The following is a 16,152-nucleotide window of genomic DNA, read 5'->3' as shown; positions in this document are numbered from 1 at the left end:
CCTAATTTGTTATCTAATCGAGTTTTCTAAATAGTTAAGAACTTGTATTTCTTAGTTTTCTTGATTTTACACTAAGTCGACAGAATTTGTCAATAATGCATTTTGGAGAATTCATATCCAAAACGAATTGTACATTGCATCACAGTTATAACTCGGGGATTTAGTCCATTAGGTTTTATTTCTTTAACAAATAAAAAACGAGGCTCCCCGCAAGAGAGGAGCCTCGCTCGGCTTGTTTATGCCGTTGAAGATTTTCCGACGACTTATTTCGTTAAGGCTGCTACAGCCGCCATTAATTCTTCAATCTTTTTATTCTGCTCATTAAGTTGTTCACTTTGTGCTTCAATTTTATCGTTCTGCTGAGATACAACCGATTCTAAATCCGTAATCTTTTGTGCCATAACTTTCTTGGACGGGTAGTTGATCGTTTCGCCATCGCCGATTCGGAAGGTTACGCCAGCGTTGATCATGTTTTCACCACCGCCATAGGAGGAGCCGATGCTGACCAAGGTGTTGACGTTCGGGCGATAGAAGGCACCGATGGCAACGGCGCTGGCGCCGCGGTAGTTACCGATACCGGCCGAGATGTCCCATTTAGCTTCCGGGCTGAATTCCAGCGGATGGAGAGCTGCCAGGGCAGCGGCACCGGCACCGACGCGATCGACGCGACGATCGAGGTTGCCGATACGGTTGTTCATTTCATTCATACCCGTGCCGATGTTATTGATGGCGCGGTCGAACTGGCCTTTGTTTATCGCATCCGTTGCTTCCGTAGCATCGCCGACGTTTTGAACCTTGTTGCCACCCATGTTTACATTGTTGTTCTGGATGGTGATGTTCTTCGACGAATCTTCGTTTACAATCTTCAGGCCATCGTTGTTGATAGTCGTGTTGCCCGTCGTTACGGAACCGGTGTTTACCGTATTGCCTTCGATGGTCGTCTGGTTGTCACCGGTACCAACGGTAATCTTGTTGTTTACTTCGATGCTGTTCAGATCTTTGAGATCTTTAGACAACTTGATGTCGAAGCCTGTACCGTCGCTGTTGTTGACGACGCCGATGTTGTTGTCAGAGAGGTTGTTGGCATCAGCGCCGCCTTTGAGCTTCATCGGATCGGTGTTCTTCCGGGTTACCTGATTATCGGCACCGCTGTCACTTTCGAATACGCGGCTGGAAGATTTAACGGCTGTGTCGATGTCGCTGATCTGTTTGGAGATGCTGTCGGCGACGTCTTTCAGCTGACCTTCCGTAGCAGCCCGGTCTTCAACGATACCGGTGTTAGCAGGATCCCATTTCGTGTTGTCGAGACCGGTAACGTATTTACCGCTCTGGGAATCCGTCGTGCCGTCCGTTTTAGTACCTTCTACGGTTTGGTTTCCGATGGAAACAGCGCCCTTAGTGGCATCACCGACGGTGACCAGACCGTTGTTGCCGTCCACCGTGACTTTACCGTCGCCGGTACCGGCTGTGATCGTGGAGTTAGTGCCATCAATAGCCACTTTATTGGAGCCGCCATCGCCGGCAGTGATGGTACCGTTGGTGCCGCTCATAGCGACATTGTTGCCGGCTGCATCACCAAGGGTAACGTCATCAGCCAAGGCAACCTGAGTACCGGCGCCGTTAGCGAGTTCAGTGACGGTGATATTTTTACCGGCTACTACTTTGTTGGCAGCGACATTTGAGTTAATCGTGTCGTAAACGGATTTCAACTGATCTTCCGTAGCTGCACGGCCGCTGACATAACCGTTGGTTTCCGGATTCCAAGTGATGTTGCTTAACCCGGTGATGTAGTTGCCCGTTTCAGAGCCGCCATTGGTGTTGGCTACCGTCTGGTTGGCAATGTAAATTCCTTCACCGGCTGCAGAACCACCGACGCGGACACTGTTCAGACCGTTCAAGTCTTTCGACAACTTAACCTGTAAGGTATCGTCGCCAGATTTTACAACGCCGATGTTGTTATCGGACAGGTTGTCGCTGGCAGCCCCACCAGTAATGTTGAGGGTGCCGTTATTTTTCGTCGTAACCTTAGCCGTAGAGTCGTCACCGGCAAAGTTCAAGGCTACATTGCCTACTTGACCGGAAATATCGTCCATAGTGGCAATGTTATCAACCGTGAAGTTTGTGCCGTCATTACGGGTAATGGTCAAGGTATTATTAGCCAGGGATGCGCCGTTGATGTATTTATCCTGCAAGCCACTGACTGTGACGGTATCACCATTTTCCATGGTTAAGGTCATGGAGCCGGTGCCGTTATCAGCATAGGTTGCCGTGCCGGATTTAATAGTGCTGCCCTTGAGCTGTGATACGTTGACGGCATCGGTGTCCGCTTCGCCGGCTGCAACATTGGTAATCTTCTGACCGCCGTTGCTCAGGCCTGCGCTGGACAATTTAACGTCGTTATCGAAGGCGATGCTGCCATCAGCCATGGTGAGGTCCTTGGCCAACTTGACTTTCAAGGCATTGTCGCCGTCTTTGACGACGCCGATGTTGTCTGCCGTTGTAAATTCAGTAGCCCCACCAGTAATGTTCAAGGTCTGACCATTGCCGCGAGCAATCGTAGCGGTGGCGTCATCACCAGTGAAGTTCAGGGTGGTGTTGCCTGCATCTTCAGCAGCTGCCGCAACCTGTTTGAGCTGAGCTACGTTGACGGCGTCCGTATCCTGCATACCGGCAGCAACACCGGTAATCTGGCGAGTTGCCGTTGCAGCGCCGCCGTCCGTCGGAACACCGACCGACACAGCTGCTAAAGTGGATGTCCAAGTAGCGGAAGTATCTGTCGATGCAGCTTTGTTTACTACATCATAGCCGGCAACGCCTGCTGCTACGCTGGCTTCGGAGCCGGAGCCCAAGGCTACGCCATCATCTACAGTTGCGTTAGCATTGTTACCTAAAATAACTGCATTTTTAGCGGTTGTCGCCATCGTTGCATCAGCAGAACCTAAAACAACCGTCTTATTAGCGCCGGTCAAGGAGCGTCTATCACCAATTACAACAGCGGTTGTCGTATCAGCTACGGTATTATTGATACCGGTTACCGTTACATTATCTACGTTGGTTGCCGTGTTGCCATAGCCGGTAACAGAGTTGTACCGAGCCGTATTTCCTCTTACGCCGCTAACCGTGTTGTTTACACCGATAATAGCCGTATTCTGTGTGTAGTCAGCCGTGTTACCGCCACCGATAGCCATAGTGGAACCACCACCATTAGAGCTTTGAATACCGGTACGCAATGTATCAACCATGTCATCAACGGTTAAGTTGCTGGTCAATGTATCAACGCCGCTGATGGATTGAACCGAGTTAGTAATCTTATTGCCTGCACCGTAAATCAAGGCACCGTTAGCATTTTCAGTAATATTAGCAATACCTACAATGCTGTTTGCAATACCACTATTGCCACTATAACCGGCAGAACGAATGCTGTTCAAAGAACCGACTACATTGGCACCGAAGTTTTGAGAACCATAGAGCAAGCTGTTGAAACCGCCGGCACCGGTAAAGTCACCGGTCATAACGGAGTAAGCCCCTAACATGCTGCCCATAGCGCCTTTATTGTAGGAGTTGGAGCCGATAGTCGTCATGCCTACGAGGTTTGCCTGGGACTGATCGGTAATTTCAGAACCGCCCATGGTGTAGCCTTTCATCGTATGGTTACCAATCTGAACGCTTGCCGTACGAGCATAGGCGTTGGTCCCGATGGCAATACCGCCCGGAGATACATCGGCATTAATCGGAAGATCACTACCGGAAGCATAGTTGTCCGGGGTGAAGCTCAAGGCTTTATCCTGTTTCCCACTACCGTTCAATACAACTGCATTTTTACCGATAGCAATACTTGTCAAATCAAGACCATTGGTAGTAACGACTGCTTTATCGCCAATAGCAATACTGCTTGTACCGGTAGAATTGCCGCCATTACCTAAGATCTGAGCACTATTCCCGATAGCAATAGAGTTTTGTGTATTAGCTACAGCGCCTACACCGGCTGCCAAGGCATTTGCACCTTTAGCACCATCATTATTATAGTTACCTGCTGTAGTAGAGGTAGAATTTACACTGTAGAAATGTGTTTTATTAGCATTTACCGTATTGGTAAGGTTGGTAATATCTGTGCTGGATGCGATACCATCAACGGTAACCGTGCCACCGTCATTACGGGTAAGGGTCAAGGTATTGCCGCTCAAGGCTGCGCTGGTTACGTAGGTGTTTTTAAGACCGCTTACGGTAACGTTATTGCCTGCCGAGTCGGTCAAAACCAAGGTTCCGTCACCGTCGGTATAAGAAACGGTACCGCTGGCCAAGGTCGTGTTGGTATCGGTCGCTTTAATGGTATAGGTCGTGGAGCCATCTGTTTCCGTAGCAGAAGTAATGGTTACGTTTTCGCCTTGTTCCAAAGTGACTTTGGAGGCCTTGAGCTGGGCGACGTTGACCGCATCCGTATCCTGCATACCGGCTGCAACACCGGTAATCTGACGAGTTGCCGTAGCAGCGCCGCCGTCAGTCGGAACGCCGACAGAAACAGCAGCTAAGGTCGATTTCCAGGTTGCGGAGTCAGTCGTGGAGGCGACTTTCGTATTGGGGTCATAGCCGGCCACACCGGAAGCAACACTGGCTACAGAATCGGAGCCTAAGGCGACGCCGCCGTCAACGGTTGCGTTGGCATTGCTGCCGATAGCAACAGCATTACTAGCTGTCGTTTCTGTCGCGGCTTTTGCAGAACCGATTACAACTGTATCAGACAACTCAGATAAGGTTCTGTTCGTACCCAATACAATAGTGTTATCTACATTCGTCGCCGTATTGTTAAAGCCGGTTACGGAGTTGTACTGGCTAATGTTGCTGCTGGTACCGGTAACAGTGTTGTTGACACCGATAATAGAAGTTTTCTGAGTATAGTCAGCCTTATTGCCGCCACCGATAGCAAGCGTAGCACCACCACTCTGAGAATTTTTAATGCTAGTCATCAAAGTTTGTTGCAATTCTTGGGCAGACGCACCACCGCTGGAAGGCGCGGAAATAGAAGTGATCGAGTTGGTAATTTCATTGCCGGCACCAAAGATTAACGCACCATTGGAGTTGGCCGTTCTATTGGCCGTACCGATGACGCTGCTGGCAATACCGGAATAATTAGAGGAGGATGTAGCCGATTCAATGCTGTTCAAAGAGCCGTAAATGTTAGCACCGAAGTTTTTCGTAGCTTTTAATGCATCAAAAATACCGGCAAAGCCTCCCAAGCCTTGGTAGTCTGAACTCGCAATAGAGTAAGCGCCATTTACAGTGGAGAAAGATCCGGAGTTGTAAGCATTAGCACCCAGGGTTGTAGAGTTAATATACAAAGACTTCGCTCTTACACCGGTATTAGAAGAACCGTCAACAGTTACATCACCAAGTGCTCCCACATATTTATGGTCGCCAATCATGACGCTGCCGGAACGGGCATAGGTATTCTGACCGATGGCAATGCCGGCGGCCAACTGCGTTAAATCAGTCTGACCAAAGGTAAAGGTCTTTTCCTGTGTTCCATACATATTTTCTACATAGGCATTATTGCCGATAGCAATACTACCTACCTGATTAACATAATTGCTGGTTTTCGCCCCATCGCCTTGTATAATATCGGCAGCTTGAACGGTAGCAACGTTCGAAACAGAGAAGATGGCAAAAGCAGCTAATACGGCCGCTGCCGAAACGTACTGACGCGAGCCGCTCGACACAGGCTTGCTGTGACTCTTTGCGATTTCAGAAACTACAACGTAGCAGTTCTTTACTTTACTCCAAACAACTTTGTAAATTTTGTTCATATTCATTTCCCCCAATAGCGCGGATAATTAAAATACACGAACGACAAAAAACAGTCATAATGTTACGGTTTAAAAATTGGCAGACCAGCCTTTCCGGTCTTCACCTATACATCTTTACTTCAGACATATACTATTTTTTTACATAGCCCCTTCTCAGCTATCCCCTCCATATACTGCCTTTTACGTTGGTATCGTTTTAATTTGACCTATATACTCCAACTTTAAAACAGGTAGTCATTAATGTGTACTTTTATGGTGTAATTCTAATATATTGTTCTAAATTTTGTCAATAAAATAAATACTAAGTTTCCATTACAAATCGATATTGCCTATTTCAAAATTATCATATTTTAATTTTTCTTTACAAATGTCTCTTTGAAAACTTGAAAATTGCCACAAAAAGACCCTCTGAAAAGAGGGCCCTTCTGCTGCGATATCGCGTTTACACGATACTCGGGTTATTCTATTTTTTCAATTCCGCAATGGCCTGCATCAGTTGTTCAATCTGCTTGCTCTGTTCATCCAATTGCTGACGCTGAGCTTTGAGTTCATCGGTCTGAGCGGCCAGTTGTTCGCTCTGAGATTCAATCTTGGTATTCTGCGCTGCCAACTCGGAGTTTTGTGCGGCCAGTTTGTTATTCTGGTCATCCACAACGGATCTCAAGCTGTCGATTTCCTGGGCCATAGCATCTTTCGACGGGTAAGCCTTCGTCGTACCTTCACCAATTCGCCAGGTCACGCCGGCATTGACCATGTTTTCACCGCCGCCGTAAGACGAGCCGATGCTGATCATCGTGTCGTAGTTCGGACGATAGAAGGCGCCGACAGCTACGGCATTCGCACCGCGGTAGTTGCCGATACCGGCCGAAACTTCCCAACGGGTATTAGGATCGTATTCCAAAGGATGAAGAGCTGCCAAAGCTGCCGCACCGGCACCGACGCGGTCGACGCGGTTATCGAGCTTGTTGATCTGATTGCCGAGTTGATTCATGCCGGAACCGATGTTGGCAACCGTGTTATCAAAGGTACTCTTATTAATGGCATCCGTCGGATTCTTAGCCTCTCCAACATTGGAAATAGTTTTACCGCCCGCATCAATGCCATCTGCCGTGATAGACGGACCATCCTTAATCGTAAGACCATCATTGTTCATGGTCGTATTGCCCGTCGTCACTGAACCAGTCGTAACCGTATCACCGCTGATGACCGTCGTCGTGTCGCCGGAACCAACAGTAATGCTGTCGCTAGCTGTTAAGGTCTTCGTGGATACACTGTCAAGATTGGAAAGTTTAGACGATAACTTCACTCTAAAACCTTTAGTGCCATCGTTTACAACACCGATATTATTTCCAGTTAAGGAATCTGCATCGGCACCGCCTTTGATGCTTAAAGTTTCAGCATTGCCAACTTCGATTTTAGTTCCGGTGTCGCTAATAAAATCACGTTTAGCATTTTGAATAGCTTCGATATCAGTATTGATGTCGCCGATTTCAGTGCTGATACTATTCACCGCATCACGCAGTTGACCTTCGGTAGCAGCACGGTTTTCAACGATACCATTTTCTGCCGGATTCCATGTCGTATTTTCGAGACCGGTAATATAATTGCCAGTCTTATCCGGATTAATTACATTGCCGTCTTTATCGGTAGCTGTATCAGCTTGTTTACCAACGACAATGCCATTGCTTCCACCGACGACAACCTGGCCTTTAGAGCCATCAACAGTTACTTGATTCTCCTCAGTACCAGCCGTAATCGTAGCGTTGCCGCCGTTGACAATGACCTGATTGTCTCCGGTTCCTGCCGTAATCGAAGAGGTTTTGCCGTCAACCGTTACCTGCTGACCAGGAGCATCTGTGCTATTCAAAGTAATCGTATCATTCAGATCGATGGTATTGGTCTTTACACCATTGTCATCGGTCGTCGTATTAATCGTAATATTCTTACCGGAAGACAGTTTACTGTCCGTAGCGTCTTGAGTCAACTTCGTTGACAAGGCCTTAAGCTGAGCCACGTTGACGGCATCGTAATCATCAGCGCCACCAGCTACGTTCGTAATACGACGTCGATTAGCCGCTACTGTATCATCACCAATGGTATATTCGGTATTCCCTACGGAAACAACACCATTTGCAGCTGTAAACGCTTCATTGGTTAAGTAAGCTTCCGTTTTTACGCTATCAGGAATATATGCCAAGGAATTTTGGCCCAAAGCGACAGAGTTATCCGATGCAGCACGAGCCTTCTGACCAATAGCAACACCGTTACTTACAGTACCTGTACCATCTAAGGTATTGGTAATCGCGTAGGAACCAATAGCAATGGCATTATCGCCATATGCTCGAGCCCAGTGACCAAGCGCTGTCGCTTCTTTGCCATTGGCATAAGCCTGTTTTCCTAGGGCCGTTGCATAGTTGCCTTTACCGATGGCCATAATACCAACGGCCAAGCTATTGGTATCATGCGCTTCAGCACCGGCACCCAAAGCTGTATTCTGATAACCAAAGGCTTTAGCTGCATTACCGATAGCAACGGAGTTCATTTGTGCTTTTTCTGGAGCAATCACCGTATCATCATCTACAATAGAGGTGCTGTTTCCTGGTACGCCTTGTTCAGGATCAGTTGTCCGTTTAGGCCCGATATAAGCATTTACACCCATGGCCACCCCATTGTTAGCCGTGCTTTCTGTAAGTGCCCCATACCCCAAGGCAATACTCTGATTACCGTTCGCCTTTGTTTGAAGACCAATAGCTACTGTATTTGCTTCATTTGCTTCTGTTTCACGACCAATAGCTACAGAATCATTTCTAGTTACTTTTGCAGCATAACCAATTGCCACCGCTTGATTGGCAGCTGCTGTAGCACCATATCCCATAGCTACAGCAACTGTACCAGAAGCGTTACTTCCAGCCCCAGCGGCAATACTCCAGCCGCCTGACGCACTCGCTCCATTACCAATAGCTGTATCAGCTGTCTTAGTAGCTTTAGCATTAACACCGGCAGCTAAAGCACCAGCCCCTGTGGCCCCATCATTATTTCTGTTTGCAGCTTCAGTAGAATTTACCGAGAAGTAACGTGTTTTATTAGTATCCAAAGCACTCGTCGAAGCTATACCACTTACCGTATAGGTCGTACCGTCATTACGTGTAAACGTAATTGTATCGCCGTTTAATGCAGCACTATCAGTTATCGTATCCTTCGCATTAACAGTATATCGAGTATATCCCTCACTCGTATCTTTATCTATGCTACTAATATTTTTACCGGCGAGGACTTCTACTTTGGCGGCTTTAAGCTGAGCGACATTTACCGCATCTGTATCAGTAGATCCGGCTGCCACGTTGGTAATTTGGCGAGTAAGACCTTCTTCATTATTACCGATAGATAACGCACTCGTACCGGATATCCATGGTGCCACCAACACACGATATTGTTTCATAGCATCTAAAGCTTTTTGATCATTTTCCGGCGTCGGATTTTGATTTCGTTCATAAATCGCGGCATTTGCAGCGTCTAGTGCCGCTTGCATTTCGGATGTAAAAACAAAATCTCCACCGACAGTCGGATCATACCCAAGATAATTGCCATCTCGATCCGTAACGGAATATGAACCTAAAGCGACTCCGTTTGCCAATGTAACATTGGCACTTCGCCCAATAGCAACACCTTCGTAAGCGTTATCTGCTGCTGTTGCCAAATAACCAAGCGCGATACTATTCTCCAGCAAGGCGTTAGCATAAGCACCAATTGCAACAGTTTGATAATCTTTTGCTTTTGCAGCTCCACCGATAGCAATCGCATAATTCTGGGAGGCATTAGCCGCCGAACCGAGTGCCACAGCACTTGAAGCCGTTGCCTCTGAACGTTCACCTATAGCAGTGGCCATACTTCCCGTCGATTTACTATTACTACCGATAGCGATAGCATCGCCGGCACCTGCTAAAGCACCTTTACCAATGGCCGTATCAAAAAGCCCGGTAGCCGACGCATCTATGCCAATCGCCATGGCATGTGATCCTGTTGCACCTTTATTATCTTCATTGCTGTTTACGACAAAACCTTCAGGATTGACACTAAAGAAGCTAATCTTATTGGCGTCAACTTTAGTATTTACAGCCTTCAACTGCGCCACGTTAACCGCATCAGTATCTTCGGTACCGGCAGCAAGGTTGGTAATCTGTCGAGTTTCTTTACCTTTTACACCAACACTGACAGCTCCGCGATTGCTATTCCAAGTAACAGAATCAGCATTATCCGTCTGGAACTGCGTTAATGCATCACCGGTTACGCCCGGTACATAACCGAATAATTCACCGGCTTCACGGTCAGTTTTTGCATAGGCCCCTAAGGCAACCGCCGTATCTTTACTGGCATTGGCATAGCTGCCTAAGCTAAGCGCATCTTCAGCGGAAGCAATCGTTCCGGAGCCTAATGCAACGGCACTATCTTTAAGTGTCATCGAGTTATTCCCGATAGCCACCGAAGTATCGCCAATTGCTGTTGAATATAAACCTACAGCAACTGCACCAAGATTATGGGCCGTTGCACGACTGCCAAGAGCGGTTGCACCGTAAGCTTCACCATTTCTTGATTTTAATGCGTCTGCTGTATCTTTCGTAGATTCCACGGCATATTCTCCATCATCATCCTTGGTAATCGTCTTAGTTCCTTGGGAACCGTCAGTAATGACAATTTTATCACCGGAGTTTTGCGGTAATGCCGAAACCATAGCTCCCGTACCGACTACAGTCGCTTGTGTCGTATCAATCGCATAGGCATTGTTACCAATAGCAATAGCACTCTTACCACCATCAACAAGAGAGCTAACCCCCAATGCTACCGAGTAATCGCCGGTACGCCCCGAGCCGCTTGAAGCCGTTTTAATCACAGAATCGAAGCCAACTGCCGTGACAGAACTGCCGGTTGCTTTAGCACGTACCCCTAAAGCAGTAGAGGCTACACCGGTTGCACTCGTTTCATAGCCAATAGCCAGCGCTGCCATAGATCCTGCCGCCGCTGAAGCATCTTTACCAATAGCAATTCCACCAGTATAACGAGCTTTGGCATTCGGTCCAATAGCACTTGTATCCGTACCCGTTGCACCGGAATTATCTTGGTTCCCGGTTATCGTAGATTTAACAGAGAAATATTGGATTTTATCATTATCCATTTTAGTAGATAACGCTTTTAATTGAGCAACGTTTACTGCATCGCTATCTTCAGTACCTGCCGCCACATTTATAATTTGACGAGTCGATTCTGTTGTACCAACAGATACAGCACCATAACCTGATTTATATGGACTTATCAGTTTATTAATTTGTGAACGTATTGCATTCTTCTGTTCCGTTGTCAAAGATGTATCGGAGAGTTGCGTATTCAAAGCATTATATTCATCCGCAAATCCCCATGCTTGAGCAATTGCTGCATTATTCGTTGACGGCGCAGTTTGAGTCATCGGATTATAGCCGGTAATACTGCCTCCCCTGTCTGCCACAGAGATATAACCTAAAGCTACTCCATTAGACTTGGTAACGCTCGCCGATCTACCAATGCTGACGCCATTTGTTGCCCCATCCGTTGCCTTAGCAAAATACCCAATAGCGACACTACTGTCTTTTTCTGCCTTAGCAGAGGCCCCAAGTGCAACACCTTGCGATGCAGTCGCCTTAGCATAATGCCCTAAGGCAACAGCAGTACCAGCACCTTCTGTATAATTACCGATAGAAATGGCATTCGCACCTGCTGTTGAAGCATTATGCCCCATCGCTATCGACGTAGATCCCACTGCACTACTTTTTTTACCAATAGCAATGGATGTAGCCCCAGTTGATACAGCGGCTTTACCGATAGCAATCCCTTCTGTGCCACTAGCCGAAGCATCTATACCAATGGCCATGGCATGGATACCGGTAGCACCCTCATTATCGGCGTTGCTGGTTACTAAGGAACCACTCGGTTTTACGCTGAAGAAGCTAATCTTGTTGTCATCAACCTTATCATTTACAGCTTTTAACTGCGCTACGTTTACTGCATCATAAGAATCGGCACCACCGGCCACATTCGTAATGCGGCGACGGTTTTCAGCTACTGCATCATCGCCAATTTTATATTCCGTATTCCCCACTGATACGATGCCATTGTCTGCCGAAAAAGCTTCATCAGTTAAATACGCCTTAGTAGCTACACCGGTTGGAATATATGCTAAAGAATTCTGACCTAAGGCAATAGAATTATTCGAAGCAACGCGGGCTTTTTGCCCGATAGCAATAGCATTATTTACAGAATCGGTGCCATCTAAAGTATTCGTTATCGAATACGAACCTATTGCAATCGTATTATCGCCATAAGCACGCGCCCAATGACCGAGTGCCGTAGACTCTAAACCATAGGCACTGGCTTGCTTACCAATGGCACTCGCATAATTTCCTCTGGCATGAGCTGCCACACCAACAGCTAAAGAGTTAGTGTCATATGTTTCAGCGCCGGCACCCAAACTCGTATTCTGATATCCATAAGCTTTTGCTGTATTACCAAGAGCTATAGAGTTCATATGATCTTGATTTGGTTTCCCGGAAGACGTATCATCATCAGTAACGTCTAAGGAGTTATCCGGAACACCTACGGATGGTTGACCACCGGGAGTCACTTCAGCCCCGATATAAGAACCGATGCCAAGAGCAATACCATTAACGGCCGTAGTCGTTGCCGTTGCCTCACGCCCCATAACAATCGAGTCATTCCCGGCTGCCACACCGCTTAAACCAATCCCAATCGACGCAAGCCCCGTAGCCTGTACCGATCGCCCAAGAGCAACAGATGCTTCGTTAGTAGCTTGACTCTGTAACCCTATAGCCACCGATTGTAAACCACTAGCTTGAGCCGCATAACCCTGTGCTATTGATAAATAACCTGATGACTCTGCCTGCAAACCAAGAGCTATACTAAAGTCACCCGATGCATTAGCACTATTCCCAACGGCAACACTGGCAGCATTAGGCGCCTTTGAGCCCTTACCATATGCCACACCGGATCCCGTCCCGGTAGCCGTATCGGCAGCCATGACGCCTGACGTCATTCCGGCACAAAGGGCCATCACGGTAAGAGACACTACCATCGTTTTACTTATCCGCGACCGAGTCGTTACTGATTTCCGATCTGTTCCTACTAATTCAGATACGACAACATAACAATGCCGCACTTTGCTCCAAATAACTTTATAAATTCTATTCATGTCTTTTCCTCCTGTATTCTTTAGTTGAAAAAAAAATATAAAAAGAAACGAACAATGAAATAAAATATAAAAATTTAATAAATTGTTATTATTTGTTATTTATTCTATATAGTATTTATATAGTTGTCAATAAATTTCACTTATTATATCCATATTAATTAAGAATCTTACCTTTTATTACGATTTCAATATGTTTTTCGGGAATATATAAAGTTTCAAGAAAATAAAAATCAGGGCCTTCTCAAAGGAGAGGACCCCGATCTTATGGTAAGAACTATCAGAGGCTTATTTCTTCAAATCTGCAATAGCCTGCATCAGTTGTTCAATCTTCTTATTTTGTTCAGCCAATTGCTGGCTCTGTTCTTCAATCTTGCTGTTCTGAGCTTCGATCTTATTGTTCTGCTCAGACAGTTTGCTGTTCTGCTGATCTACGGTGGATTTCAAGCTGGTGATTTCCTGAGCCATGGCATCTTTCGACGTATAGGTCTGAGTTGCACCTTCACCAATCCGGAAGGTTACACCGGCGTTCACCATGTTTTCACCACCGCCGTAGGACGAGCCGATGCTGACCATCGTATTGTAGTTCGGGCGATAGAAAGCTCCGACGGCAACGGCATTAGCTCCGCGGTAATTACCGATACCGGCCGAGAATTCCCAACGAGACGTCGGATCAAAATCCAACGGATGGAGAGCCGCCAAAGCTGCAGCACCGGCACCGACGCGATCGACGCGGTTATCGAGTTTGTTGATCTGATTGCCGAGTTGGTTCATGCCGGAACCGATATTGGTAATCGCCGTATCAAAGGTTCCCTTATTGATAGCATCCGTGGCTGCCGTAGCTTCTCCGATGTTGTGAATAGCTTTACCGCCAGCATCGATACCATCTTTCGTTACAGACGGACCGTCGGCAATCGTCAGGCCGTCGCTACTGATCGTCGTATTGCCCGTCGTAACAGAACCGGTCGCAACCGTATTGCCGCTAATGACCGTAGTCGTATCGCCGGAACCAACGGTAATGCTGTCGCTGGCCGTTAAAGTCTTCGTGTCGACACTTTCCAGTCCGTTAAGTTTAGACGATAATTGAACTTTAAAGCCTTTACCATTGTTTACAATGCCGATATTTTTGTCCGTCAACGAGCCCGTATCAGCACCACCGGTAAGACTTAAGGTATCCGTTGTCCCGATTTCAACCTTCGTTCCACTGTCACCGACAAAGGTCTGTTTCGTATTTTTTATACTGTCATTGATCTTACCGATTTCAGTACCGATAATATCTTGTAACTGACCTTCTGTAGCGGCACGATCTGCGACGATATTGTCGGCATCCCAAGTCGTATTACTAAGACCTGTAATGTATTTACCGCTTTGTTTAACTACATTGCCATCAGCATCAACTTTATCGGTACCGTCGTCATTTTTGAGAGCAACCTCCTGATTTCCCATTATGATGCCGTCAGCACCACCAATAGTTACCAAGCCTTTTGTGCCATCAACGGTTACTTGATTAGCCGCATTTGTATCACTGCCTAATGTAATCGTATCTGCCAAACGTACTTTATTCGTACCGGTAGTAGTATCCTTATCTATAACAATATTATCACCGGCCGCCAACGCTGCTGCCTGTATATCAGCAGTCAGCTTATTGCCTAATGATTTAAGCTGTGCCACGTTAACGGCGTCCATATCATATGACCCGGCTGCTACTTGTGTAATCTGACGAGTCTTGCCACGATCCCCAACAGATACGGCACCAAGACCGGACTTCCAAAAACCATATTTATCCGAGCTTCTATCCTTTTTCTCTGGATCATAGCCGGCAAGACCAGCTCTTGTTTTTGCTACGGAATATGAGCCTATAGCGACCCCACCATCTGTACTGCCGGTGGTTACACTAGCTTTATAGCCAATAGCGATTCCATTTGCTATTTTGTTTACTTTTGCAGAAGTCCCAAGTACCACAGCATATTCCGACGTATCCACTTCTGCTAAGTGCCCAATAACGTTAGAACCGGTAGAGTCCTCACCTACATAAGCTTTATCGCCAATGGCAACGGAGAAAGTACTATCTACCTTTTTATACCCACCAGCCGGCTTATTTGGATCAATTCGCACACCGGTACCGATAGCAACCGAGCCATCTAAAGTAGCTTTAGCATTATAGCCAATGGCGACAGAACTGAAACCGGCATCAGATTCGCTGCCGCCTGCAAAGGCATTCTCCCCAGCATGGGATTTCCAACCAACAGCCGTTCCCTGTTGTTTATCTGCCACACTATTCTGACCGATGGCCAGAGAAGCTGCCCCAGTTGCCTTAGCATCATTATACGGGAAGCCACCCGGATTCATATCGATAAACTTAAGGCCAATGTCTATAGATGTTCCGTATTGGGTCAACTTAATGCCCCTACCGGCCAATAAATTAACGGTCGTACCGTCAGTAATCAATGCCGTCTTTCCTGTCGCGGTTGCTTCATTTTCAGTAGTTGTTGAATATACACTTCTATCAACGCCCAGCTTCCAGCCTGTATCCGAGCCATCATCTGCTGCCATGACACCAGGCACTATGCCGGCACAAAGGGCCATTACTGCAAGAGATGCCGCCAGTTGTTTCCCTCTCCGTGACCGCGTCGATATAACTTTTCCGTCTCTTTTTGCCAATTCAGATACGACGATACAGCAATGCTTCACTTTGCTCCAAATAACTTTATAAATCTGATTCATGCTTTTCCTCCTGTATTCTTTAATCCAAAAATATAAAAAGAAAATGTATGATAAAATTTAGAAGTTATCTTTTCCACAGCTCCAGCTGCCGTTATTGATTACCACCTTCTTTACTTTTCCAATTGTTAGATGTAATGCTGATAATTTATAAATTATCAGCATCATACATCTGTTCGATTTTCATTCTATAGATTATTACTATTTTTGTCAACGATTCATGTGTTTTATATGTATTTCAAATATTTATTTAGTTCCTACCAATCAGAAAAAGGGCCCCTCTCTAGAGAAGGACCCTCTTGCTTAGATGTTATATAGAAAAAAGAAGCACTCCATTATCGAAGTGCTTCTCTCTTTATTAATCAGCGACTTCCTATCCTCCCAGGGGGCCTCCCCCCA

3 protein-coding genes are annotated in these 16,152 nt (G+C 46.6%); all 3 read right to left on the bottom strand.

The features are described from left to right. Positions 1-263 precede the first annotated feature (263 nt). A complete protein-coding gene (locus tag HMPREF3201_RS07415; protein WP_062412455.1) occupies positions 264-5,801 on the bottom strand; it encodes an ESPR-type extended signal peptide-containing protein in 5,538 nt (1,845 codons plus the stop codon). Positions 5,802-6,264: 463 nt separating this feature from the next. Next, entirely contained in the window at positions 6,265-13,035 is a 6,771-nt protein-coding gene (locus tag HMPREF3201_RS11790) for an ESPR-type extended signal peptide-containing protein (RefSeq protein ID WP_062412454.1), read from the bottom strand. 285 nt (positions 13,036-13,320) lie between these two features. Next, positions 13,321-15,756 (bottom strand): ESPR-type extended signal peptide-containing protein, encoded by a 2,436-nt coding sequence (locus tag HMPREF3201_RS11430; protein ID WP_072272049.1) that lies wholly within the window; start codon positions 15,754-15,756, stop codon positions 13,321-13,323. Between the last annotated feature and the right edge of the window lie 396 nt (positions 15,757-16,152).

The sequence above is a fragment of the Megasphaera sp. MJR8396C genome (assembly GCF_001546855.1).
GTDB lineage: Bacteria > Bacillota > Negativicutes > Veillonellales > Megasphaeraceae > Megasphaera.
The sequence above is the reverse complement of the archived record's forward strand: the minus strand, read 5'-3'. Positions and strand labels throughout refer to the sequence as shown.

Coding starts and splice junctions, on each gene's coding strand:
- HMPREF3201_RS07415 (WP_062412455.1), bottom strand. CDS start 5,801: ATGAACAAAATTTACAAAGTTGTTTGGAGTAAAGTAAAGAACTGCTAC.
- HMPREF3201_RS11790 (WP_062412454.1), bottom strand. CDS start 13,035: ATGAATAGAATTTATAAAGTTATTTGGAGCAAAGTGCGGCATTGTTAT.
- HMPREF3201_RS11430 (WP_072272049.1), bottom strand. CDS start 15,756: ATGAATCAGATTTATAAAGTTATTTGGAGCAAAGTGAAGCATTGCTGT.